Annotated in this window: 25 protein-coding genes; 4 read left to right on the top strand and 21 right to left on the bottom strand. The window is 24.2% G+C overall.

Annotated features, from left to right (window positions below; translation table 11 throughout):
• Positions 1-73: 73 nt before the first annotated feature.
• The gene (locus tag BUA19_RS01430; protein WP_072723092.1) at positions 74-886 is read left to right on the top strand and encodes an undecaprenyl-diphosphate phosphatase; all 813 of its coding nucleotides are present in this window, start codon (positions 74-76) and stop codon (positions 884-886) included.
• A gap of 47 nt (positions 887-933) precedes the next feature.
• Here the strand turns inward: BUA19_RS01430 and BUA19_RS01425 are convergent, their stop codons facing one another.
• The 6 genes from BUA19_RS01425 to BUA19_RS11615 form a co-directional block, all read right to left on the bottom strand.
• Positions 934-2,733: a UvrD-helicase domain-containing protein gene (locus BUA19_RS01425; RefSeq protein WP_072723091.1), complete on the bottom strand. Its 1,800-nt coding sequence runs from the start codon at positions 2,731-2,733 to the stop codon at positions 934-936.
• Positions 2,734-2,820: 87 nt separating this feature from the next.
• On the bottom strand, positions 2,821-3,111 hold the full coding sequence (locus tag BUA19_RS01420) for a hypothetical protein (RefSeq protein WP_072723090.1): 291 nt from the start codon (positions 3,109-3,111) through the stop codon (positions 2,821-2,823).
• 114 nt (positions 3,112-3,225) lie between these two features.
• On the bottom strand, positions 3,226-4,041 hold the full coding sequence (proC, locus tag BUA19_RS01415) for a pyrroline-5-carboxylate reductase (protein WP_072723089.1): 816 nt from the start codon (positions 4,039-4,041) through the stop codon (positions 3,226-3,228).
• 20 nt (positions 4,042-4,061) lie between these two features.
• Positions 4,062-5,534 (bottom strand): sodium/proline symporter PutP, encoded by a 1,473-nt coding sequence (putP, locus tag BUA19_RS01410; protein WP_072723088.1) that lies wholly within the window; start codon positions 5,532-5,534, stop codon positions 4,062-4,064.
• A 156-nt stretch (positions 5,535-5,690) separates the two neighbouring features.
• On the bottom strand, positions 5,691-7,019 hold the full coding sequence (locus BUA19_RS01405) for an NCS2 family permease (protein WP_072723087.1): 1,329 nt from the start codon (positions 7,017-7,019) through the stop codon (positions 5,691-5,693).
• A 198-nt stretch (positions 7,020-7,217) separates the two neighbouring features.
• Complete coding sequence (locus tag BUA19_RS11615; RefSeq protein ID WP_178137412.1) at positions 7,218-7,391, bottom strand: hypothetical protein; 174 nt, start codon at positions 7,389-7,391, stop codon at positions 7,218-7,220.
• 195 nt (positions 7,392-7,586) lie between these two features.
• On the opposite strand from BUA19_RS11615, the gene BUA19_RS01400 reads away from it, so the two are divergent.
• Positions 7,587-7,799 carry a KTSC domain-containing protein gene (locus BUA19_RS01400; RefSeq protein ID WP_072723086.1) on the top strand — a complete coding sequence of 71 codons (213 nt, stop codon included), beginning with the start codon at positions 7,587-7,589 and terminating at the stop codon, positions 7,797-7,799.
• Between the two features lie 81 nt (positions 7,800-7,880).
• The gene (locus BUA19_RS11610) at positions 7,881-8,045 is read left to right on the top strand and encodes a hypothetical protein (RefSeq protein ID WP_178137411.1); all 165 of its coding nucleotides are present in this window, start codon (positions 7,881-7,883) and stop codon (positions 8,043-8,045) included.
• An 11-nt stretch (positions 8,046-8,056) separates the two neighbouring features.
• Here the strand turns inward: BUA19_RS11610 and BUA19_RS01395 are convergent, their stop codons facing one another.
• The 9 genes from BUA19_RS01395 to BUA19_RS01355 form a co-directional block, all read right to left on the bottom strand.
• The gene (locus BUA19_RS01395) at positions 8,057-8,299 is read right to left on the bottom strand and encodes a hypothetical protein (protein ID WP_072723085.1); all 243 of its coding nucleotides are present in this window, start codon (positions 8,297-8,299) and stop codon (positions 8,057-8,059) included.
• Between the two features lie 66 nt (positions 8,300-8,365).
• On the bottom strand, positions 8,366-9,634 hold the full coding sequence (locus BUA19_RS01390; protein ID WP_072723084.1) for a CCA tRNA nucleotidyltransferase: 1,269 nt from the start codon (positions 9,632-9,634) through the stop codon (positions 8,366-8,368).
• A 5-nt stretch (positions 9,635-9,639) separates the two neighbouring features.
• A complete protein-coding gene (locus BUA19_RS01385; RefSeq protein ID WP_072723083.1) occupies positions 9,640-11,946 on the bottom strand; it encodes a DNA topoisomerase in 2,307 nt (768 codons plus the stop codon).
• Between the two features lie 109 nt (positions 11,947-12,055).
• Complete coding sequence (locus BUA19_RS01380) at positions 12,056-12,904, bottom strand: putative glycoside hydrolase (protein ID WP_072723082.1); 849 nt, start codon at positions 12,902-12,904, stop codon at positions 12,056-12,058.
• A 1-nt stretch (position 12,905) separates the two neighbouring features.
• The gene (gene pelG / locus BUA19_RS01375) at positions 12,906-14,366 is read right to left on the bottom strand and encodes an exopolysaccharide Pel transporter PelG (RefSeq protein WP_072723081.1); all 1,461 of its coding nucleotides are present in this window, start codon (positions 14,364-14,366) and stop codon (positions 12,906-12,908) included.
• 4 nt (positions 14,367-14,370) lie between these two features.
• Entirely contained in the window at positions 14,371-15,783 is a 1,413-nt protein-coding gene (pelF, locus tag BUA19_RS01370) for a GT4 family glycosyltransferase PelF (protein WP_072723080.1), read from the bottom strand.
• 14 nt (positions 15,784-15,797) lie between these two features.
• Positions 15,798-16,745 (bottom strand): tetratricopeptide repeat protein, encoded by a 948-nt coding sequence (locus tag BUA19_RS01365; RefSeq protein WP_072723079.1) that lies wholly within the window; start codon positions 16,743-16,745, stop codon positions 15,798-15,800.
• A 9-nt stretch (positions 16,746-16,754) separates the two neighbouring features.
• Positions 16,755-18,584: a DUF2194 domain-containing protein gene (locus BUA19_RS01360; protein WP_072723078.1), complete on the bottom strand. Its 1,830-nt coding sequence runs from the start codon at positions 18,582-18,584 to the stop codon at positions 16,755-16,757.
• A complete protein-coding gene (locus tag BUA19_RS01355) occupies positions 18,574-19,794 on the bottom strand; it encodes a GAF domain-containing protein (RefSeq protein ID WP_072723077.1) in 1,221 nt (406 codons plus the stop codon). The genes BUA19_RS01360 and BUA19_RS01355 overlap by 11 nt, the downstream gene beginning before the upstream one ends.
• A 233-nt stretch (positions 19,795-20,027) precedes the next feature.
• On the opposite strand from BUA19_RS01355, the gene BUA19_RS01350 reads away from it, so the two are divergent.
• A complete protein-coding gene (locus tag BUA19_RS01350) occupies positions 20,028-20,192 on the top strand; it encodes an aspartyl-phosphate phosphatase Spo0E family protein (RefSeq protein WP_084601877.1) in 165 nt (54 codons plus the stop codon).
• Between the two features lie 29 nt (positions 20,193-20,221).
• Here the strand turns inward: BUA19_RS01350 and BUA19_RS01345 are convergent, their stop codons facing one another.
• The 6 genes from BUA19_RS01345 to thiE form a co-directional block, all read right to left on the bottom strand.
• Positions 20,222-20,515, bottom strand: coding sequence for a hypothetical protein (locus BUA19_RS01345; RefSeq protein ID WP_072723076.1), 294 nt, complete (start codon positions 20,513-20,515; stop codon positions 20,222-20,224).
• Between the two features lie 44 nt (positions 20,516-20,559).
• Positions 20,560-21,018 (bottom strand): hypothetical protein, encoded by a 459-nt coding sequence (locus BUA19_RS01340; RefSeq protein ID WP_072723075.1) that lies wholly within the window; start codon positions 21,016-21,018, stop codon positions 20,560-20,562.
• A 20-nt stretch (positions 21,019-21,038) separates the two neighbouring features.
• Entirely contained in the window at positions 21,039-22,721 is a 1,683-nt protein-coding gene (gene recJ / locus BUA19_RS01335) for a single-stranded-DNA-specific exonuclease RecJ (RefSeq protein WP_072723074.1), read from the bottom strand.
• Positions 22,722-22,844: 123 nt separating this feature from the next.
• Positions 22,845-23,696 carry an NAD(P)/FAD-dependent oxidoreductase gene (locus BUA19_RS01330; RefSeq protein WP_072723073.1) on the bottom strand — a complete coding sequence of 284 codons (852 nt, stop codon included), beginning with the start codon at positions 23,694-23,696 and terminating at the stop codon, positions 22,845-22,847.
• 14 nt (positions 23,697-23,710) lie between these two features.
• Complete coding sequence (gene trxA / locus BUA19_RS01325; protein WP_072723072.1) at positions 23,711-24,028, bottom strand: thioredoxin; 318 nt, start codon at positions 24,026-24,028, stop codon at positions 23,711-23,713.
• 116 nt (positions 24,029-24,144) lie between these two features.
• Positions 24,145-24,759, bottom strand: coding sequence for a thiamine phosphate synthase (gene thiE / locus BUA19_RS01320; protein ID WP_072723071.1), 615 nt, complete (start codon positions 24,757-24,759; stop codon positions 24,145-24,147).
• Positions 24,760-24,793: the final 34 nt, after the last annotated feature.

The following is a 24,793-nucleotide window of genomic DNA, read 5'->3' as shown; positions in this document are numbered from 1 at the left end:
TATCTATTAATATTGATATACTTTATATGTTGTTTTCCAAAATTATGTACATATTTACAAGGGGGTTTTTTTTATGAATGATATTTTAAAAGCTATAATACTTTCTATTGTAGAAGGAATAACAGAATTTTTACCAATAAGCAGTACAGGTCATTTAATTTTAGTTAATAATTGGATTGATTTTCAAGGTTCTTTTGCTAATTCATTTAATGTAATAATTCAATTTGGAGCTATTTTATCTGTTATAGTTCTTTATTTCAACAAACTTTATCCTTTTAGTAAAAGTAAAACTTTAAAACAAAAACAAGAAACTATTAATCTTTGGTTTAAAGTTATTGTTGGATTTATTCCAGCTGCTATTTTAGGACTTTTATTTGGAGATATTATAGAAGAAAAGTTTTTTAACCCCACAACCGTTGCAATAATGCTTTTATTAGGAGGTATTGCAATATTAATTCTAGAAAGAAAAAATAAAAGACCTAAAATAAATAATTTTTATGATTTAAGTTATAAAACTGCTTTTATAATAGGAATTATTCAATGTCTTGCTATGATCCCTGGAACATCCAGATCTGCATCTACCATAATTGGCGCAATGCTTCTTGGTGCTTCTAGACAAATAGCTGCAGAATTTTCTTTTTTTCTTGCAATACCTACTATGGCTGGTGCAACTACTTATTCTTTGTTAAAAATGATTAAAAAAGGATTATTTATTACCCCTTATCAATGGATTGTTTTAACTGTAGGTGTTATAGGTTCATTTTTAGTAGCTCTTGCAGTAATATCATTTTTTATGAACTATATAAAGAAAAAAGATTTTAAATTATTCGGTTATTATAGAATTATACTTAGTTTATTGATATTAATATATTTTTATATAAAATAAAAAAATGTAGGAAAATCACTTCTCCTACATTTTTATTTTATCAACAATCATTCTAATGAATTGTTTAGTATTTTTATTATATCGCTATTTTCTTCTTTAAATGTGGTTATAATTATTAAATAATCTATAGCTCGAGTTAAAGCTATATATATAATGTTTAAATTTTTTATAAAGTTACCGATTTCATAATTAGTATTTTTCTCATTGAGATTGTGGCTATAAAGCATTTCAATTTGACAAAATATTACCGCTCTATATTCAAGATTATTAATGGAATATATATTTGATATTGTAACTCCCATTTTGTTACTCAAATTGATTAATTCATCATTAGAATATATATAAGGAATATTTCTATCTTCTAAGGCTTTTCTAAGTATATATTGAAAATAAATCATATTTCCGTTTTTTAATTTTCTTTTATTGTAAGGATAAATAATAACTATATCAGAATACTTTAACCCTTTTTGTTTTACAAGATATTCTATTTCCCAAATTATAGATTTTATTTTTTCTTCAATATCAGATACTGTTATTATTTCTACTTTTTCTCCTTCTTTTCTAAAAGATTTTGTTTTTAAATAATAATCCTTTGGAAAATTTACATCAAAATTTTTAATATATTCTAATGTATTTTGAGTAAAATTGTTTATAAATAAAGTCATTTTTTGAGTTTGTCTATAATTATGATTAAATTTAATAATATCATTAAAATCTAGTATTTCCCATGGTCCTATAAATGATTTTAAATTATTTTTTATATCTTTTCTTTTATCTGCTGATATATTAAAAATATTTTTAGATTTATAAAGTATACTTTCTAAAAATTTTATTTCTTCTTTATTAAAATTTTCACATTCATCTATAAATATTCCTTTATATATATTTGTGTTTTTTAAAACATTTTTAACTTGCAAAAATACATTTTCGAAGTACTTAGAAAAATTTTCTTTTAATTTTGTGTAATCTATCACTAAATCAAATTGTTTTGCAAGTTTAAATATAAATCCATGAAAATTGTATATTTCTAAATTTTTAAGATTTTTTCCTAATATATCAATTTGATTTTTTATATCATTCATAAGTTGTTTATTAAATGTTATAAATAAAAATTTGTCCTTTGGATAAAGTCTAGAAAGTTTAATAGCTCTTGAAGTTAAAAGTGTAGTTTTTCCACTTCCAGCAGGACCCAAAAATAAAGTATTACCATATTTTATTGAATTTATTTTTTTAAGTTGAAATGAACTCAAAAATAATGCAGTATATTTATAATCTTCTTTAAAAAAAGATATTCTTTTGAAATCTTTATTTATAAGTCTATTATTTTCTTCTTTTTTTATTACATGATATTCTGGACATATGTAAAATCTAAATAAATTTAATAGCACATCTTCATTTTCACCTTTTAGATATTTATTTATAGTATCTGGATTTTGTATTAGTTGTTTATAACCATTTCTATCTATAATATGATTTTTTATAAAATTATCAAATTCTTCATTGTTATTTACATCAACATAAGGCATTATATATATCAAATTGTATTTAATATCTAAATTAAATAATTTAATTTCACTTACTAAACTATTATATTCTTCTTCCATTACTTCTAATAATTCTTCTTCTAATATTGAATATATATCTTCATTTGTATCCATAAATTTTATAAATAATATATTATTTCTTTCAATGTACATCAAATCAATATTTATACCTTTTACAGGAACTATTTTAGTTATTCCTATTCCTTTTAATTTTTTTTTAAAATGTTTATAGAAAGCTTTTTCGCTATCTTTTATTCTTAGAGAATCTAATTCTGAAATTATATTAGTAGAGTATATTCTCAATTTTATCCCCCTCACTCTTTTTTTTTATTATATCATTTTTGATTTAAAAATAAACCATAGCTTAAATAGCCATGGTTTATTTTTAAATCAATTTTTAAATTTATTTTTATTTACTTCTAACCATTTGTTCATTTTTCTTTTTATTTTTTTTTCTTTTACTTCTTCAAAAATTCTGTCGTCAATTTTAAGTTTTTCTTTTATGTTTTCCACTTCTGTTGGATAACATAAAAATTCACCATTTTTATTTGTGAAACCAATTGATAAAATTTCATATTCTTTTTTTTCTTCATTTTCATTTAATACTAATCCATATTCTACTGATCCATCTTTTGGTTTTGTCATTTTTATAAATTGATTTTTTGATAATTTTTCTAACATATTATCTTTCCTTTCTTTTTTTGGTTTTGTATATATTATTTCTGTATTTGTTTTTTTTATGTTTTTTTAGTGTTTTATTTCTACTAGGAAATTATTAACAACAAAAACCACGATTTAAATCGTGGTTTTTGCCATTTCTTTAGATTTTTGTGTGCATTTTCTCATAGCCTTAATAACTGATGCCCTAAAAGCATCTTCTTCCAAAGATATAACTGCCTCTATTGTAGTTCCGCCAGGAGAACATACCATATCTTTAAGTTCTCCTGGATGTTTTCCTGTTTCTAATACCATTTTTGCAGCTCCAAGTACTGATTGAGCAGCCATTTTGTAAGCTTTATCTCTAGACATACCATCAAGTACCGCAGCGTCTGCCATAGCTTCAATAAACATAAATACATACGCAGGTGAAGAACCGCTAGTTGAAACAACTACGTCCATTAGTTTTTCATCAATTATCTCTGTTTTTCCAAAACACTTAAATATTCCAACTACTTCTTCTAATTCTTCTTTTGATATTTTATCATTATAACATATACCTGTCATTCCTTCTCCTACAAAAACTGGTGTATTAGGCATTGTTCTGACAATTTTAATATCTTTTCCAAATTCAATTTCAACATTATTTATAGATTTACCTGCCGCAATAGTAACTATTATAACATCTTTTTTTACAAAATCTTTTATTTCATCAATTACCAAATTATATATATTAGGCTTTATCGCCAATACTATAATATCTGATTTTTTTGCCAGCTCTTTGTTATCATTTACTGTTTTTACATTGTATTTATTTGATACAAAATCTAAATTTTTTTTATGAATATCAGATATAATCAAATTTTTAGGATTTACTAAATTTGACTTAATTATCCCCCCAATCATAGCTTTTGTCATATTTCCACAACCTATAAAACCTATTATTTTATCCATTTCTCCCCCTCACATTTCCATTAATAATTTTTTACTCTATTAAACTCATCTATAATTTCTTTAGAAGGTTCTTTGTCCATTAAACTAAAAATAATTATTGCTATAATACTTAATACAAATCCTGGTACAATTTCATAAAGATCAAAAATACCTCCATGAAGGTGTTTCCAAATCAACACAGTAACACCTCCTGCTATCATTCCAGCAGCAGCCCCTTTAACAGTCATCCTATTCCAAAATAAAGAAAATATAACAACTGGTCCAAATGCAGCTCCAAATCCAGCCCAAGCATACGCTACTAAATCTAAAACAGAACTATCTGGATTCAAAGCTAATATATATGCAACTACAGCAATAATTATAACTGTAATTCTACTTACCCATACTAATTCCCTTTCACTTGCATTCTTTTTAATTAAAACTTTATATATATCTTCTGTAAATGCTGAAGCAGCAACCAAAAGTTGTGAATCTGCCGTACTCATTATAGCAGCTAAAATCGCAGCTAAAAATATGCCTGCAAATGCACTTGGAAATATCGAATTAACCATAATCATAAATACAGTTTCAGAATCAGTTTGTTGAAGTGTTGGTGTAAGATATACCCTACCAACTATACCAACTAACACTGCAGCACCAAGACTAATAATCACCCATATCATAGCAATTCTTCTCGCCTCTTTTATTTTTTCTGGAGAAGAAATAGCCATAAATCTTGCTAATATATGCGGTTGTCCAAAATACCCAAATCCCCATGCTAATAAAGAAAGTACCGGAATAATTTTGATTAGATTTCCATCTGCGGTTGTAAAAGGATTTAAAAATTCAGGATTTATATTATTTATAATATTAAAAATCCCTCCTACTTTAAACATGCCAACTATCGGAACAGCTAGAATTGCAAAAAACATAAGCATTCCTTGAAAAAAATCAGTCCAACTGACAGCCATAAATCCACCGAGAAACGTATAGGAAATTACAACAATTGATCCAACAGTAAGTGCCGTTATGTATGACATATTAAATACTGTGCTAAATAATTTACCACCTGCTACAAGTCCTGAAGACGTATATAATATGAAAAAAATTAATATAAATACAGCAGATACAGTTCTAAGTACTTTAGACTTATCTCTAAATCTATTTTCAAAATAAACTGATAAAGTAATAGAATCTCCTGCTACTTCAGTATATTGACGAAGTCTTTTTGCTATAAATTTCCAATTTATATATGTTCCTATAGCCAAACCAATCGCTATCCAAATTGATTCAAACCCTGATAAATATGCATATCCTGGCAAACCCATCAATAACCATCCGCTCATATCAGATGCTTGAGAGCTTAATGCAGTTACCCAACTATTAAGGCCTCTCCCTCCTAATACATAATCAGATAAATTCTTTGTTTTCTTATAAAATATAAAACCTATAATTAACATACCCAATAAATAAATTCCAAAAGATATAAGTATGCTTACGTTATTATGTGTCATTTAATAAACCTCCTGTCAAAATATATAATAATTTTTGTATAGGCAGTTATATTTTTGATACGTTTAACGATATTCTAACATATTATACTAAATTTCGCCATGTTTAATATGTATAATTTTAAAAATAAAACGCAGTTATACAACTGCGTTTTATTTTTAACCAAGTATTATTTTTACAATAAACAATACTGAAACAACATACATTAAAGGCGATATTTCTTTTTTATTTCCTGACAATAATTTCAATATTACATAGCTTAACATTCCAAACACTATACCTTCTGCAATACTATATGTAAGAGGCATCATTATTATTGTTAAAAATGCAGGAATTGCTTCAGTAAAATCATCAAAATTTATATCCTTTATCGGTGACATCATAAAAAGCCCAACTAAAATTAATGCTGGAGCTGTAGCTGCAGATGGTATCATTATAAATAAAGGTGACAAAAATAATGATATAATAAACATTACTGCAGTAGATAAAGCAGTAAGCCCTGTTTTCCCACCATCAGCAACACCTGATGCACTTTCAACAAATGTTGAAACTGTACTTGTCCCAAATATAGCACCAATAGTAGTTCCTATTGCATCTGAAAACAAAGCTTGTTTAGCATTAGGTACATTTCCATTTTCATCTAACATATCTGCTTTTGTAGCAACTCCTACTAATGTTCCAATAGTATCAAACATATCGACAAATAAAAAAGTAAATAAAACAACAAGCATATCTACAGAAAATATATTGACCCATTCAAATTTAAATAATATTGGAGTTAAAGATGGTGGAACACTAACAAATTTTAAATTTTCAGGAAACTGTGTTACTCCCATAGGAATTCCAATAATAGTTGTAGTCAATATACCTATAAGCAGTGCTCCTTTAACTTTTCTTGATAATAAAAATCCCGTTATTATAATTCCAATCAAAGCAAGCAATCCAGATCCAGAAGTAATATGACCTATCGCAACTGGAACTCCATCTAACTTACCATCTGACGTTGGAAACATACCACTTACTACTATTCCCGAATTAAAAAGCCCTAAAAACGCTATAAATAACCCTATGCCAACTGAAACAGCTTTTTTTAATTGCATAGGAATAGCATTTAATATAGCTTCTCTAACATTAAAAAAAGAAAGAATAATAAATATAATTCCTTCTAAAAACACAGCAGTTAAAGCAAATTCCCAAGAATAACCCATTCCCAAAACAACAGTAAAAGCAAAAAATGCATTAGGTCCCATAGCTGGAGCTAATGCAAATGGAAGATTTGCATAAACAGCCATTATTAATGTTGCAATAACTGATGATAAAGCTGTCGCAGTAAATAAAGCTCCAAAATCCATACCTGTAGCAGATAATATAGTTGGATTAACAACAAGTATGTATGCCATAGTCATAAAAGTTGTAATACCTGCTACTATTTCAGTTTTAATATTTGTATTATGTTCATTTAATTTAAAAATCCTTTCTAAATTCATATATATCCTCCCTTGACTTAATTCATTTATTCACACATTAAATAATGATAATAAAATCTTAATTCTCAGTCAATAGTTTTTATGAATTTTTGATTGTGTTTATTGTTTATAGTTCTTTATTTATCGAATTATATAAAATTTTTTACACAATAAATTCGAATAGGCTATTAACTTAAAAAGTTAATAGCCTATTCGAATTTATTCATCATGTATTTCTCTTTGTATTTTATTTTGTATTTTATTTATTTGCTCTTTGCTTAATCCAGTTTCATCCATAATTTGTCCTATACCAATTCTTTTATCCAATAAACTTTCTTTTGCGTGTTCTACTGCTTCTTCGTACTCTCCTTTTTTAAATTTATGTTCTTTCATATCATTCACTTCCTCTCTATATATTATTTTTTCAAAAAATATATATTTTACTCTATTTATTTAAATATTCATTTGTTTAAAAAATATACAACGACAACAGTTTTTTACATTTTTTTAATGAATAATTTAGTATAATATTTTTAAGCTATATTAAAAAATTTACATATATTTTTTATATTAAGGGGGCGAATTTTTATGATTAAAAAAAATATTAATTTAAATAATATATCATCTATAGAATATGATTCTAATGAAAAAATACTAAAAATAAACTTTACAACAGGTGAAAAATATCATCACATAGGTGTTCCAAAAAATATATATGAAGATTTAATAAATTCAAATTATATTGGTTATTACATTCACTATAATATAAGAAATAAATATCCATATAAAAAAATTGACTAGTTTCTTTCCTCTTTATTCCTAATTTATATTTAATTATAATTGGTTAAATTAATATTAGAAAAATATAAAGGAGGAAAATATATGAATAGAAAAATAGATTTTATCACTAAAGAACATCTAAAAAAACTAAATATGGAAATAACACACGAACTAATTTTTTTTGATTATGAAGATGAATTCACATCATTACAAGATAAATTCATAGACGAAAATATAAACAATAAAACAAAGCAGTTCAAAATTTGAACTGCTTTGTTTTATATTTCCATATGATTTACTCTTACTCCGTTCAATTCACTTAATTGACTCATCATGTTATTTATCCTATTTTTTTCAGATCTTAAATTTAACGTTATTAAACCGGTATTTATTTCTGTTGGATCATGCATACCAAATCTATTTAAAATAATATCTGCATTTTGTGTTAATATTTCTTGTACCTTAGTAGCAGAATCTGTTCTTTTATCTATTCTTATTCCTACAATACTTAAATTATCCATAATATACCTCCCAAATTTAATTTTATCAATTTTAGTTTAAACTTTTTTTAATTTTCTTATACTTAATTATCTCATCTTATTTTTTGCTAAATTTATTAATATATCTTTTTCATTGATTTCAGGGTTTTCTAAAACTAAATCCAACAAATAATTTAACATTTTTCCAATTTGCTTCCCTTTTTTATATCCTACTCGAATTAAATCATTCCCGTTTATATCCAATTCTTTTACTGTTAAAGGATGTTTCTCATTTAATATTTTATAAACCTTTTCTTTCAATTTTAATATATCTCCAATATCATCATATAAACTTGCTTTTCTATTTGCAATTTGCAAGTAAAATAAATTATCAATATTTTCTTTGCCTACTCTATTTATTAACTTTTTAATAATTTTATCTTTTGCAATAATACTTTCATTTATATCTTCTTTAACTAAAACAGAAACTAATTTAATAATTTTATTATTAAATTTCAATCTTTTTAATATATTTTTTCCTACATTCTCATTTTTTAACTCATATTTACAAATAAATTTTTCTATACCATATAATAAAGCTGCCAATCTTACTATCAAATTATTTGGAGTGTTATCTATAATTGATAATATATAATTAAATTCTTCTTCACAACAATATTTATATTCCAAAATTATAAAATCTAATAATTTAAAATCCTTCAATATCTTAAGTCCAATAGATGGTTTTTTTGAAAGCAATATTTTGCATAATTCATCTCTAATTCTTTCTTTACTAATATTGCTTAATAAATTTCTTTTCAATTTCATTGCACTTGCTGTTTCATTATCTATATCAAAATTTAATTGAGTTGCAAATCTAACTCCTCTTAATATTCTCAAAGCATCTTCTTCAAATCTTTCCCCCGAATTTCCCACACACTTTATTTTTTTACTTTTTAAATCTTTTATCCCATAAAAAGGATCGTATAAACCTACATGATCATTATACGCCATGGCATTTATAGTAAAATCTCTTCTTTTTAAATCTTCTTTTATATTATCTATAAACTCAACGCTATTAGGTTTTCTATTATTAAAATATTCTCCATCAATTCTATACGTCGTAATTTCATAGTTTTTATTATTTATTATTACTGTAACCGTTCCATGTTTTAATCCTGTAGGTAGTACTTTATAATTTTTTTTAAATAAATTTATAATTTCTTCAGGTTTTGCATTTGTAGCTATATCCCAATCTTTTGGCTCTCTTTTAAGCAATGAATCCCTAACACAACCTCCAACTATATATCCCTCATAATTATTGCTGTTTAATATAGATAATATAAATTTAACTTCATTAGGCATTTGTATTTTCATATTAATTAGCTCCTTTTACATTTTCTTTCTATAACCTGCAACGTACCACTTTTATCCTTAGTAAACTCAAGTGACACTTTACATTCTTCATTTGTTTTTGGAAAAACAATATTAACATTTTTTACTATGCCATTTTGAAGTAAATCCTTAATTATTTTATCGTTAATCTCTACTCCATATTTTGCTAAATTATTCTTCCATACAGTAAATTTACACCCCTTTTTCCAATTGCTACAATAAAATGCTTTTCTATTTTCTAAAATTTCTCCATCTTTACAAGCGATACACTTACCTAACGAATTACTATTTTTTGTATTACTTATTTTACATTTACAATTTGGAATAGAAGAAAACAAATTCAACAGATTATAATTATTATTTAACCCCAATACCTTTTGAGTATTTTTCCTTATATATGTTTCAAGCTTTATCATATATTCATCAGAATTTATTTCTCCATTAGCAACCATAGTTAAACCTTTTTCCCAACTTGCAGTTAATTCAGGCTTTAATAGCGAAGGAATTGAATTATTAATTACATCATAAATCATTTCTCCTATTACAGTAGGTGTTAATATTTGCGTTTTTTTATTTAATTTTATATATTTAATTTTTTGCAATTTATTTAATATTTCAGCCCTTGTAGCACTAGTACCAATCCCACTTCCTTTAATCTGCTCTCTTAATTCTTCGTCTTCAATTAATTTACCTGCATTTTCCATAGCTAAAATTATAGAACCTGAATTATATCTTTTAGGTGGTGTGGTTTCTGATTCCTTAATTTTAAAACTATTAATCTTTACTTTTTGACCTTTTTTAAGCTTTTTTAAATTATCAATATTCAAATTCTTACTTTCTCCACCGTAATTAAGTATTTTTAAATATCCTTCTTCTTCACATACTTTTGAAGAAGTAAAAAAACTTTCCGATTTTATTTTTGTAATAATTGATAATTTATTAAAAACTGCAGGTGGATAAAAAATTGCTAAAAAACGCCTTACAACTAATAAAAATACCTTTTTATCATTTTCAAACAATTTGTTAAAATTCTCCAATCCTTCTCCTGTAGGTATAATAGCATAGTGATCTGTTATAGCTTTATCATTTACATATTTTGTTTTTTCTAATCCTCTAAACAACTCTTCATTTAATATTTTTTGAACAAAACAATTTAAACTCTGATCCTTTTTATTTAGTTTGCAAACTTCTCCAATATTTAAAAGCCCTTTTATGTTTTTAATTATTTCTTTTGCTACAGCTTTTGATAAAACTCTAGCATCTGTTCTTGGATATGTAAGCATTTTCTTTTCATATAATCCTTGTACAATTTTTAAAGTCTCATCTGGACTTAATTTAAACTTTTTTGAACATTCATTTTGAAGTTCTGCTAAATTATAAAGTAAAGGTGGTTTTTTCTTTTCTTTTTTTCTTTCAATTTTTTCAACTATTCCAATTAATTCACTATTATCCTTTTTCAACTCATCAATAAACTTTTGAGCATTTTCTTTTTCTTTAAAACCAATATCTTTAAATAGTAAATTAGACATATAATAATTTGAACCTTCCACTGCTTTCCAATCACCATTATACTCTAAGGAATTTTGAAACTTAAAAGAACAAAAAATTCTATAATATGGAGTTTTTATAAATTTTCTAATTTCTCTTTCTCTTTGAACAATCATTCCAAGTACACAACTCATTACTCTCCCCACTGCAATAACAGTATATTTTTCACCTAAATAATCACTTATAATTCGTCCATAACTTAAAGTTAATAACCTTGAAAAATTTATACCTATTAAATAATCTTCTTTTGCCCTTAAATAAGCTGCATCTGACAATTTGTCATATTCAGATAATGACTTTGCTTCTTTTACACCTCTTCTAATTTCTTCTTCAGTTTGAGAATCAATCCATACTCTTTTTTTAATTTTATTTTTAATTCCTACCATATCATCTACCAATCTATATATATACTCCCCTTCACGTCCAGAATCAGTACATACATATATAGTAGATATATCTTCTCGTTTCATTTGCTCTTTTACAATATTAAATTGTTTTTTAACATTTTTTATTATTTCATATTTATATTCCTTCGGTAAAAAAGGAAGATCTTTCAATGTCCATTTTTTATACTTAGAATCATACTTTTCTGGATAACTCATATTAACTAAATGACCAACACACCATGTTAAAACAGCTCTATCTGATTCAATATATCCATCTTTTTTTATTCCTCTAATATTTAATGCTTTTGCAAATTCCATTGCAACACTTGGTTTTTCAGTTATAAATAACGATTTACTCATATTAATCTTTCCCTTACATTATATTTTTTACAAATAAAAATATCGAGCACATAATATGCTCGATGTGTATTATAAACTATAATTATTTTTTTTGCAAAACACAATAAAATCATTTTAAAGTATCATAAATATCATTTTTTCTAACATAAATATATAAATTTGATTTTATAGGATTTTTATTTATATCCTCTTTTACAGGTGATACTACATAAAAATCCAGATTCGTTTTCTTTATTTCTTCAAATCTATTTTTAGTCCATTGATCCTTTTTTAAAAGTTCAAAAGAAAACCCCTCCCACATTATTCCATCTAAATTGTCTAAACATTTTTTTGCTGTTTCAAATCCCCAATTTTGTATTATCTTTAAATTTTTATAATTATTTTTTATTCTAAACAAAAATGTTTGATAAGCTTCTCTCATTTCATTTTTGTCCTTTTGAATCCAATTAGAGTCATCAATATCTCCTACAGTATCAAAAAATATTCCATCTAATTTTTTATCAATTACATGTAAATATATTTGCTCTAAAAGAAAATTTTGATAATCTTTTTTTCTTATATCCATATACCAAGATTGCCATTTATCAATTCTAATTTTTTTTCCATTGGGTTTATAAAACCAAGAATCTTTAAGACTAGAAAATTCAATGTTATTTTCATTTTGTTCAACAACAGATATATAACCTAAAACTTCAACTCCCATTTTTTTTAAACTTATAACTTGATTTTTAGTTATATTTCTAGGCTCTATTATAGCAAGTGAATATTTTGATAAATCTTTTATTTTTTTATTATCAATTTTTCCATAATATATTATAAAATTTTTTATACCATCTTGATAGTATTTAATATTTTTATATTGTTTTATATCACAACCTTTACTTACTACTTCTTGAACCGGTATAATAAACATTCCAATTAACAATATTATAATTATGTATACATATATATAGTTCAAATTATTCCCCCTTTTCCATATTGTTAATAGCATTTGCAATATTAACAAATATTCCTTTTTCTTTTTGAATAAATAATGGTTGCTTTGCAAATGTATAATAATTTATATATTTTAAAAATCTAACCACAGTAATAATAGAAATAATTAAAGTTACAAATGAACTAATAAAATATCCTAATCCATAAAATTCAATTCCTTTTGGAATAAAATACAATGTAAATAATGCATTCAATATTAAAAATAACAAAGATATAATCAAAGCTTTATCTTTTTCATCAAAATAAAGAAATATTAAAATTATTATTAATATAAATATACTACATAAAGCACCAAGAGAAGTTATTCTAAAAATATCTCTTATTATCATAAAAATACCTAAATGCGAAAAAACTTTTCCTGAAATAACTATTATTGTCAATGTGACTATTGTTTGCATCTCCATAATATATACCATTTGTTTATATAAAATATTTTTCATTTCTTCTTTTGATAATTCTATATCTTCATATCTACCGCTACTCATAGCGAGAAAATAATATTTTTTATATGCATCATAAAACTCTGTTTCAACAAATACCATAAAAAAAATCATTGTAGGTATAACAGTTAAATATGCTAAAAATACAGCGCTATCATAAATTGGAGAATATCTGTATATTTTAAATACATCTACTCCTAATTGTGAATACCATACTAAAATATTATCTATCCATAATCCTACATTATAGAATAAACCTACATAAAACAATTTCCAAAACTTAGATAAATATCTTAAGAAATCATATTCTTTATTATTTGTAAAATAAAATGTTGAAAAAAAACTATAACTCAAAAATGTATAAGTAACTATAATTCCAATCAAATACGATAAAAGCAAATTACTAGATACAATATTATCTTTAAATTGTATCGGATAATTCAAAAATACTATATGCACTAATACTGAAACAATTCCTCCACATATATAAGCATAAGAAATTATCAAGTAATTCTTTATAGCACTTAAATAAACCATAACTATCCATGTTAATGATATAAACACAAATAAAGAAATTGCCATAAACTTATAATATAAATTTATATTAATTTTATAATAATATATAAACCCTACGATATAAGTTTTAAAAAACAATAATCTACTAATTCCATTAAATGATGCTCTTACATATTCATACTCTTTTTTATATAACTTATCTGATATATATCTAGTTATTAATATCTGCCATGGCGCAGTTATTATTTGAGAAAATACAAAACTATAAACTATAGTTCCCATAAACAAATTCTTCTGCGAAACATCTTTTAAATAATTCTCAGTTATAATTAAAAGTACATTCACAGTTAAAACAGATGCTATCCAAGGACCAGCTACAACTAATCCTGAATATATATATGCTTTTATCTTAGTAGTAATATATTCTTCTTTAAATAATTTTTTTAAAGTAAATCCTATTCCAGCCATTAAATCACCTTAAGCTTTCATATATTTTATTGTAGTTTTTGATAAAACTTTCTTTCGTATAATATTTTTCAACTCTTTCCCTTCCATTTTCACCCATATTTTTTCTTAAACCTTCATTATTCAACAGTTTAATAATAGCACTTGCCGTATCATTTGGCGAAACAGGACTAGTTATAATTCCAGCAACACCTATATCATCATTTTCTTTTCCTTCTAAAAGTTCTCTACATGCTCCTACATCAGTTGCAACGAATGGAATTTTCGCAGCCATACCTTCAAGCATGACAAAAGGCTGTCCTTCTGATATAGAAGTTAAAACTAATACATCAATTTTTTCTAAATATTTTATAATGTCCACTTTACCTGTAAACTCTACATCATATTCAAGTCCAAGATTTTTAACTAATTTTAAACATTCTTTATAATACTCTCTATCCTCATCATGTGGTCCTATTAAATATAACTTAACATTAAACATTTTATTTTTAACCAACTTAAACGCTCTTATTAATGTTTTTACATCTTTTATAGGAACTATTCTTAAAATAGAACCTATATTAAATACATTTTCTTTTTTATGTTCAATATTAAATTTGCTTAAATCTATACCATTGGGTATTACAACACTTTTTTCTTTAATTGCTCCTAATTCTAATTGTATCTTTCTATTCCTATCAAACAAAGATATTACTATATCAGCACTTTTATAAGCTCCTATTGATATAAAATAAAAAAATTCTATCCAAATTTTTTTGTATATTCCACTAACCCATTTAGCTCTTATTATCTCTTCCTCTCTTTCTCTTGCATAAATTCCATGCTCTGTTAAAACAAAAGGTTTATTGTATTTTACTTTAGCTAATACCCCTAAAAAGCCTGCATATCCAGTAGAAACACTATGATATACATCTGCTTTAGGAATATTATTTTGAATTATATTTATAAATCCAACAAACATAGACCTTATAGTCCAAAAAAAACGATTAAATTCTTCTTTACTGTATTTATCTTTATAAATTTCTAATATCATATTCCAGAAAAATTCACTTTGTAAAAATTCAATACAATCCCCAAACTTATTTTTATTATGTATAATACTTCCTATCAAATTCCAATTAATATCTTTACAAAATCTAAAAAACTTTTTTACTTCTAATGCTTCTTTTTTTGTCAGTTTTGGCTCTTTATTTTTTTTATTTGGATTCAAATCAATATAATCATTTAAATATATTGTTTTTACTTCAATAACATTAGATGGAATAGTATATTTATAATGTAGATTTTCTTCTCTTGACGGCATTATTGAAACAATTTTAAATTTTTTATCATTCATTTCATTTATCAAAATATCAATCCATGATGATACTCCTCCTGATATATAAGGATATGATCCTTCACAAAATATACAAATTTCCATATATGATCCCCTTTTCATTTCCAAAAATCAACTACTTCATTGTATTTATCAGATATGTTCAAATTTAAACTATCAATTTCCCTGGCAATACTTGTAACTTCTTTAAAATTTCCCATCATATAAAATAATTTCATAGAATAAATATAAATTTCATATTTTTCAGGATAATTTTTATAAAGTATTTTTAATACTTCATCAGCTTCCTCAATTTTATCCAAGTTCATATAAGTATCTGCTAACTTTAATAATACTTCATAATCTAAATCAAATTTATTTATAAATTCCTCTAATACATCTACATATTCTTCTAATATGTTATTTCTTAACTTATCACTAAATATCTCTGAACTTAAATATTTATCATATATATTTATAAGTTTTTTTAATATACTCTTCTCTTTTTTATCAGAATAACTGTCTTTTAAATTATTTATTTCATGTTCATATTCATTTTCTATTAAATTAAGTGTTGAAGAAGCATAATGAACAACTTCTGGATCATCATCTTTTAAAGCATTTTTAAGTATTTTAACCTTTATATCAATATCATCCGAAATAAGATTTATAATTAAATCTTTTTTTATCTCATTAGAAGAATATTTTAAAGCATCTAATGCTGATATAATATTAATTTCCCTTTGAAAATCAATATTTTTTTTTATTATCATTTTATTTATATACTCTATATATTTTTCATATTCAATAATCATATCATCTTTAAATTTAGTCAAACTTAAAAACAAATCTAAAAACATCAAAACAATTATTCCAATCCCAGGAAAAAAAAATGCCAAATAAAAAGGTAACTTTTTATTTTTATTAATACTATATATAATTAACATAATAATTAAATGAATAAATAAAAAACTATTAAAACCTACCACTTCATTTATATATCCTAAAAAAACTATTATTTCAAAAATAAAACCTAAAAAAAAATTCAAAACACTTACAAATTTCATTTTTATCACCTATTTTAATTTTATTTCAATTTTAGCTTCACTTCCTTTTATTAAATAGAGATTAGTATTTTTATCTATCAATGTAAATTCTCCTCCTTTAATTTTTGATATTTTGTTGTTTTTAAGTCTTAAGTAATGATATGCAGGAGGTATTAATTTATCGTAATAAATGCTTATAGTATTATTTTTTTTTGTTACATAAACTTTAAGCTCTTCTTTTTTTATATATTCATCATAAGCTTGTATGTTAGTCATAGGTCTTAAAAAACCAAAATTTTTATATACATTTGCAAATATTTTTTCTAAACTCATCTCCATTTCTTTCCATGTATTTCCTTTAGATCTTTTTTTATCTAATATATCATCTGGATGAATAAAATGATTAAATATTCCATAATGTGCTATTCCATTATAAATATCCCACATAACATCTACATTATAATGATAACCCGAACTTAATCTCGGAAAATCATAAACTCCAGAAACATCTGGATCTTTACCAAATTCCTGATATAAAACTCCTTTTTCAGGTTCACCTGTATAAAGTCCGGCATAAATTTTTATATCTTTAAAAACATTTTTAACAGCAACTTTTCCTTCTTTTGATATAATATTTGAAGCAGGAACATAAGTATATATTTTTATACGTCCATATATGTTATTTAAATTATTTTTTAAAATAGTCAAACCTTTTTCCATAACTTTTTGAGATTCCCATTTATTATAATTGTATTTTTTAAAGTTTATTTGATTATCTAATGCCAGTGAATTATGATTATATCCATGTATCCCTATTTCCCCATAATTTTCTAATAATTTTCTTCCAAAATATTTTATATCTTCAAGTTCTAACTTGTTTAATTTATTCAAAGGAGTTTTTGTAGTGTTCGTATAAGTTCCAATAACCAGCCCTGTATATTTAATATTGTATTTTTTTGCTATATTGTAAATGGATGACCACCATATATTTTTATAAAAAGATTTATTATCCATATTATACTGAGAATATATCACTTCATCTTTTCCTGGCTTTATGGGTGCTGGAAAATCATCTATATTCACTATTTTTCCATTAAATATGGTTGATAAAAAGCAATCATCTATATATGAAATATATTGAAGCAAAAGGCCTCTATTTGCTTTATCCATCATAAGTGTAGAATTTATATAAAGTATCTGACCTTTTTTATATTTATTTGTCCAAATAATAGGTCTATTTTCAGAAGTTGCAAGTATATCTACGCTATCATTTAATTCAACATCTAAAGATGAATTTATAATTTTTTCATTTGTAATTTCAAGTTTATCAAGTCCTGGAAATAATTTTTTTTCAAATTTAAATCCATTTAATGTATTTTTTAAAAAACCTCTATTCTTTTTTATTCCAACTATATTATTAAATTGATTAAAATTCGATCTAACCAGAAATACAACCTTCCCCCCTTTTTCAATATACTGTCTTATCTTTTGAGGTTTTTTTATTTCATACAACCTTTCACTTCCTATTACTAATAAATCATCTTTTTTTAATTTATTTATTTCTTTTTCAACATCTTTAGATTCAATATTTATTAACTTATAATTTAGTTTTGCCATATTAAATGTATAATATATATTATTATATAAACTATTAGACCCTTCATCTTTTCTTGAATATAATACTAATATTTTTTTATAATCTTTAGGAACAGAACATGAAATATAGTGTAATTTACTTTGTTTATACTCTTGATTAACAGTAAATATCTTTTCAAAAGTACTAAACCTCGATATTTGTACAAAAATAGCAAATGCTAATATTATAGCCAATATATAAATAACACTTATTTTAACATTCATCTTTTAACCTCTCCAATTTAAAATTAAATCCCTCTAATATCCTTTTTTCAATAATATAAGACATATTAGAAGGAGTTGCAGGAAGTAAAATATAAAGTATATCATTTTTTTCATCATAAGCTACAACATCAACATTTCTAATTAATTTGCTTAATTGACTATCTAAATATTTTATACTCACATCATTATTTTTAAATTTTAAAAAACCATAATCCAAATTATATCTTCTTTTTCTTTCTTTTTCTTCATCAAGTCGTTCTTTAAAGAATTCATATTTCATAATATTAGTATCTTTATAATACTTTTTCTTATTAAGTTTTGATTCTACCTCTATCGCTTGAGCTAAAGCTCTATTTATCCAATCTACAATCACTTTAAATAGATTAAAAGAGTATTCTGTTACCATTTCAAAATCCATACTTTCTATATTTATAACAGCTATAACTTTATTATCTTTTACAATAGGTCCGGAAAGAAGTGGAAATTCATTTTCACACTCTCCATTTCTTTTTATAGTAATTTTTCCATTTATAAGTTTTTTATAACAAAATTTATCAGATATTTTTATAGAATTTGGTATTATTTTATCTTCCCCTTTTTTTAGTTTTAATCTTAAATATTTGTTATCATCACTTACAGTATATATAGACATTGTTCTAGCCTTTAAAAATTTAGATAAAATATACATTATTTCTGTATATATTTCTTCCGAATCTAACGTTTCAAGTTTCGATGCTATTTCATATAAAGAAACTATACTATATTCAGCTCCAACTATTTGCTTTCTCAATTCTTCTTTTATAAATCTCAATTTTTCATATCCTTCTTTTAAATCTTCATAATTTTTTCTTAAAATTTCATTTTTTAATTTTAAATTGTCAACTTTGAAATCACAATTATCCTTAAATTTACCAAAAACAAAAGCACAAATAAAAAACATAAGTAAAAATTTATAATAAGAATAATCTATAAAAAATAAATATAAATCTCTTCCTAAAAGGTAATATGCATAAATAAATGTTACAGACGCTATTAAAGCACTCATAATTCCCAAATAATTACCATATATTAAAGCCATGGCAGTTACAACTATAACAAGAGGATGAATATTCATGTTTATAAAATTTTCTTTAACAGGATTTATCTTAAAAAATATAAAAAACACAATAGCATTTAACAGTATATTTTCAAACAAACAATATTTAAACAATACAATTCCTCCTATTAAGACTATTAATTAAAAATTTAAGCAACAAAAAACTAGGGAATTTACATTTATATTTCCCTAGTTTTTCAATAAAAATTTCATATTTTTATAATTTTTTTAATAAATTTAGGTATAATTTCCTATAGAAAAAGTATATTAATTTTTTATAATATGTTTTTATGCGATTTATATATTTTTCCAATAAAAATTAACAATATAGAAAGAGTTGATGTATAATGGAAATTACAAATTTAAAACAAAAAATAAACGAATTAAGAAATAAACTAAACGACAGTCTAATAAATTTAAATTACGAAACCTATGTAGATGAAAAAATATTAAAATTAAGTCAAGAATTAGACCTTTTAATTAATGAATATATAAAAAATTCTTCGTTGTAAATTATATCCCACTTATAAAAATACTGAATTTATATTAACAATACAATTATAAAAACTATAAAGTTAATCATATAAGTTAATTTTATAGTTTTATGATTTTTTAAATTTTTAGTAACTATATAACTACTTAATATATAAGCTATCAAAACAGATAAAACTCTTAACATTTCATCACTTAATGGCAAATAACTTTTTAATATGTTTACATCAAAATAATAAATTGAATATATACTAAGATATAAAGTTATTGAAAGTTTAGGTATTACTTTGCTAAAATAAATTCCTTTTTTATTGTAAAATCTCTTACTGCTTTTTCTAGTCATTATATCTACCTCATCTTGTATTTTATATATAAATACTATATTTATTATAAACAGACTTCTTTTGAATGTAAAAGCTTATCAAATACATTTATAATAAATTCCAAAAATAAATTTGTATTTTCATCACAAAATTTTTTAATATTTTGCTTTTGCGAAATTATTCTCAACAAACTCAATATATGTTGTTTATCAGCCACTTCTATAAGATTTTCTAATATCAATAATAATCCCTTAAAAACTTGTGGATCTTGAGAAATCCTCTCATCTAATACAACAATTTTAAGGAAATTCCAAAAATGTTTATTATCTTTTTTTAAATAAAATTTAACTATAACATCTAAATCATCTAAACAATATTGAACTTCTCTACAAACTCTTACAAAAAACAATAAATTTTTTTCAAACATTGTTGAAGCATTTAACATATTAAATTCACTCTTAACAATATTTTTTCCATAAGTTATATTTTCAAAAAACTCTTGATATTCTTCTAAAGAAATCAATTTTACCCCTCCTTTAAATCTTAAGAAGTTTCTCTTATATCTTCTATAATCATTTGTGGACTAACTTTGCCATTATATTCATTAATTTCAGGAGTAAAAACCACATCTACAAAATTTTTATTTTTTAAATCCTCATACTTTTTTGATAATGAAAAACCTATTCCGCTTAAAAAAATATTATCTTTTTTACCACTAAATTTAAGATGAACATTATTATTTCCGCATCCTCTAGTCCAACTCGTATTAACTTCTATATTCTTTATCATAAAAAAAGGTTTAGGATTTGCCATACCATAAGGCTCTAATTTGGATATTTCATTTATCAAATCAATATTTAGTTCTTGTGCATCAAGTTCTGTCATAATACTTAATTTAGGAATAAATATATCAGGGTTTTGCAATTTAATTTCTTTAGCTCTTTTATCCAATTTTTCTCTTAATTCCTCTAACTTACTTTCTTCTAAAGAAAATCCACATGCCATTTCATGTCCTCCAAAACTCAAAAATAAGTCTGATACACTAGCAAGTTCTTCATATATATTTATTCCTTTTATACTTCTACCACTTCCTTTTAAAAATCCTTCTTCTGTTTTAGTTACAACAAGTGTAGGTTTATAAAATAAATCTTTTATTCTACCTGCTATAATTCCTATAACTCCTTCTGAAACTTCATCTACTTTAAGCACAAGAAAATCATAATTCATATAATTTGTTTCAACTAATATTTTACAATATTTTTCTCCTTTTTCTTGTATTTTTTGTCTTTCAATATTAAGTTTATATAAATCTTCAGCTAACTCTTTAGCTTTTTCTTCATTATTTTCTAAAAGAAGCTTTACCCCTAACTTTGCATTTTCAATTCTACCCGCTGCATTAAAACACGGTGCAATAACAAATCCTATTCTTCCTGCATTAATATATTTATCATAAAGCCCAACTACTTCTCTTAAAATAGATAATCCCAACCGTTTATTTGAATTTATTGATTTCAATCCATACTTTACAAGAGTTCTATTTTCATCTATTAGAGGTACAATATCTGCTATCGTTCCAAGTGCTACTAAATCTAAAGCGTTGGATAATGTAGTCTTTGGTAAACTTAATTCTCTTTGCAATGCTTGGGCCAACTTAAAAGCTATACCACAACCACAAAGCTCTTTAAAAGGATATTTATCATCTTTCTGTTTTACATTTATTAAAATACATTCTGGAAGTTTTTCTGGTGGATTATGATGATCCGTAACTATAATATCTAACCCTATTTTTTTTGCATATTCCACTTCATCAAAAGAACTTACCCCATTATCAACTGTAATAATAAGATTTGCTCCCATTTTCTCCTTAATATATTTTATAGCTTCTTTATTTAATCCATATCCTTCAGAAAATCTATTAGGTATATAATAATCTATATTAGCAGTTAAATTATTAAAAAATTCTACTAATAAAGCTGTGGCAGTTACCCCATCCACATCATAGTCTCCAAATATTACTATTTTATTTTTATTTTCTAAATGATACTTAATATTTTTTACAGCTTCATCCATATTTTTAATAAGAAATGGATTATATGTTTTTTTAGGCTTATCACTCAAAAATTCTTCTATTTCATTTTTATCAGTCATTCCTCTTGAATAAAGAATACTTTCAACAATAGATAAACCTTTTATTTTTTCCCCTTTTACATCCCAAATTTTATACATACATATCCTCCTAAAAAAAATATATTTCTATTTTACCACTTTAATTATTAGTAATTAACTATATTTTTAAATTTATTATAAAAAAATATAGGTATCATTAAATTAATGACACCTATATTTAAATTACTTTTTATCTAAATATGAAACTGCATTTAAAGCTGCAACTTGACCTTCACCAGCAGCTTTTATATATTGATATGGTTTGCCTATGCAATCTCCAGCTGCAAAACAACCTGCTATATTAGTTTTCATATTTCTATCAACTTTTATATGTCCATTTTCAATTTCAAGTCCTGGAACTAAATACTTAGGTGATATACTATTTTTTATAAAAAATATTCCATCAACATCTAAAACTGTATTTTTTAAAATCAATTTACTTGCCACAGTATCTCCTTTTACTTCTAATGGTACATCTTTTATTATATCTACATCTTTATTTACATTATAATCTTTATTATACATAGGTATATAATATACTTTTGATGCTATTTCCATTAAAAAATTAGCTTCTTCTTCAGCTTCACTGTTATACCCTATTATTGCAACTCTTTTTCCTTTATATAAAGCTGCATCACAAGTAGCACAATAACCTACACCTTTACCTACAAATTCTTCTTCACCTTTTATAGGCTTTGTATATTCTATTCCTGTAGCTAATATAACAGAATTTGCCTCATACATTTTTTCATTTGCTGTTATAACAAAATACTCTCCCATTGCGTAAACATTATTAATTCTTTCTTCTGTAATTTGTATATCCATTTTTTCTATATGAGCTTTAAATGAATTTTTTAAATCTTCACCATTTATACCATATAATCCTAAATAATTATCAACTTTCGGCGCTTTTATTACTTTTTCACTCAAATTAGAACTACCAAACACTATTATATTTTTATTTCTTATTTTTGCATTTATAGCTGCAGATAAACCGGCTGGTCCACTTCCTATTATTGCTATATCATATCTCATTATTGATCACCATCTTATAAATGATTTTCTATTTGAGCTTTTATCATATCTTTAGGTCTAAATCCCATTATTGCATCTACTGGTTTTCCATTTTTAAATACAACCATAGTCGGAACGCTAGTTATTCCAAATTTTTCAGCTAAATTTATATCCTTGTCTATATCTACTTTTAAAAATTTAACTTGATTTTTCATTTCTTCATTTAAATTTTCAAGTACTGGAGCTAACATTTTACAAGGTCCACACCACTGTGCAAAAAAATCAACTACAACTACTCCATTATTATCTTCTACCTCATTTTTAAAATCATTACTTGTTATAACTTTTATCATATTTATAACCTCCTAATATCATTTAATAATAATTATCACACCTATACTATACTATACTACGTTATTACAAATATGTCAATATCGTAATATATAAATATAATGATACTTTTTCTGTTTCAACAAATACACTTTATCCATTTTTTACTTTCATTGTATATGTCATCAGAAGTTAATATAGCTGATACTACTGCATATCCATCTACATTATTTTTAAGTATATTTATATTATTTAACTTTAAACCACCTATTGCAACTATAGGTATATTTACATTTTTTCGTATAGTATTTAACGTATTTATACTAATACGTTTTGCATCTAACTTTGTATTTGTATTAAAAATAGCTCCTACACCTAAGTAATTAGCTCCGTATTTCTCAGCATCAACAGCTTCTTGTAAAGTTTTTGCAGTTACTCCTAAAATTTTGTTTTTTCCAATCAATCTTCTAACTTCATGCACCGGTATATCTTTTTGTCCAACATGAACACCATCAGCATCCACAAGAAGTGCTATATCAACCCTATCATTTATTATAAATAATGCATTGTATTTTTTAGTTAGTTCTCTAAGTTTATAAGCTTTTTCTAAAAATTCTTTTCCTAAACAATTTTTTTCTCTTAACTGAACTGTTCTTACCCCACCTTTTAATGCATCTTCTATACATTTATAAAAATCTCTTCCTCGCAAAATATTTGAATCTGTTATTAAATAAAGTTTTAATTTATCTTTCATACTTACTCCCCTTTAATAATTTTTATATTTTATT

The sequence above is a fragment of the Tepidibacter thalassicus DSM 15285 genome (genome assembly GCF_900129915.1).
GTDB lineage: Bacteria > Bacillota > Clostridia > Peptostreptococcales > Peptostreptococcaceae > Tepidibacter > Tepidibacter thalassicus.
The sequence above is the reverse complement of the archived record's forward strand: the minus strand, read 5'-3'. Positions and strand labels throughout refer to the sequence as shown.

What these genes read in the sequence shown, in the direction of transcription:
- BUA19_RS01430 (WP_072723092.1), top strand. Translation starts at nt 74, where the DNA reads ATGAATGATATTTTAAAAGCTATAATACTTTCTATTGTAGAAGGAATA.
- BUA19_RS01420 (WP_072723090.1), bottom strand. Translation starts at nt 3,111, where the DNA reads ATGTTAGAAAAATTATCAAAAAATCAATTTATAAAAATGACAAAACCA.
- proC (WP_072723089.1), bottom strand. Translation starts at nt 4,041, where the DNA reads ATGGATAAAATAATAGGTTTTATAGGTTGTGGAAATATGACAAAAGCT.
- putP (WP_072723088.1), bottom strand. Translation starts at nt 5,534, where the DNA reads ATGACACATAATAACGTAAGCATACTTATATCTTTTGGAATTTATTTA.
- BUA19_RS01405 (WP_072723087.1), bottom strand. Translation starts at nt 7,019, where the DNA reads ATGAATTTAGAAAGGATTTTTAAATTAAATGAACATAATACAAATATT.
- BUA19_RS11615 (WP_178137412.1), bottom strand. Translation starts at nt 7,391, where the DNA reads ATGAAAGAACATAAATTTAAAAAAGGAGAGTACGAAGAAGCAGTAGAA.
- BUA19_RS01400 (WP_072723086.1), top strand. Translation starts at nt 7,587, where the DNA reads ATGATTAAAAAAAATATTAATTTAAATAATATATCATCTATAGAATAT.
- BUA19_RS11610 (WP_178137411.1), top strand. Translation starts at nt 7,881, where the DNA reads ATGAATAGAAAAATAGATTTTATCACTAAAGAACATCTAAAAAAACTA.
- BUA19_RS01395 (WP_072723085.1), bottom strand. Translation starts at nt 8,299, where the DNA reads ATGGATAATTTAAGTATTGTAGGAATAAGAATAGATAAAAGAACAGAT.
- BUA19_RS01390 (WP_072723084.1), bottom strand. Translation starts at nt 9,634, where the DNA reads ATGAAAATACAAATGCCTAATGAAGTTAAATTTATATTATCTATATTA.
- BUA19_RS01385 (WP_072723083.1), bottom strand. Translation starts at nt 11,946, where the DNA reads ATGAGTAAATCGTTATTTATAACTGAAAAACCAAGTGTTGCAATGGAA.
- pelG (WP_072723081.1), bottom strand. Translation starts at nt 14,366, where the DNA reads ATGGCTGGAATAGGATTTACTTTAAAAAAATTATTTAAAGAAGAATAT.
- pelF (WP_072723080.1), bottom strand. Translation starts at nt 15,783, where the DNA reads ATGGAAATTTGTATATTTTGTGAAGGATCATATCCTTATATATCAGGA.
- BUA19_RS01365 (WP_072723079.1), bottom strand. Translation starts at nt 16,745, where the DNA reads ATGAAATTTGTAAGTGTTTTGAATTTTTTTTTAGGTTTTATTTTTGAA.
- BUA19_RS01360 (WP_072723078.1), bottom strand. Translation starts at nt 18,584, where the DNA reads ATGAATGTTAAAATAAGTGTTATTTATATATTGGCTATAATATTAGCA.
- BUA19_RS01350 (WP_084601877.1), top strand. Translation starts at nt 20,028, where the DNA reads ATGGAAATTACAAATTTAAAACAAAAAATAAACGAATTAAGAAATAAA.
- BUA19_RS01345 (WP_072723076.1), bottom strand. Translation starts at nt 20,515, where the DNA reads ATGACTAGAAAAAGCAGTAAGAGATTTTACAATAAAAAAGGAATTTAT.
- recJ (WP_072723074.1), bottom strand. Translation starts at nt 22,721, where the DNA reads ATGTATAAAATTTGGGATGTAAAAGGGGAAAAAATAAAAGGTTTATCT.
- BUA19_RS01330 (WP_072723073.1), bottom strand. Translation starts at nt 23,696, where the DNA reads ATGAGATATGATATAGCAATAATAGGAAGTGGACCAGCCGGTTTATCT.
- trxA (WP_072723072.1), bottom strand. Translation starts at nt 24,028, where the DNA reads ATGATAAAAGTTATAACAAGTAATGATTTTAAAAATGAGGTAGAAGAT.
- thiE (WP_072723071.1), bottom strand. Translation starts at nt 24,759, where the DNA reads ATGAAAGATAAATTAAAACTTTATTTAATAACAGATTCAAATATTTTG.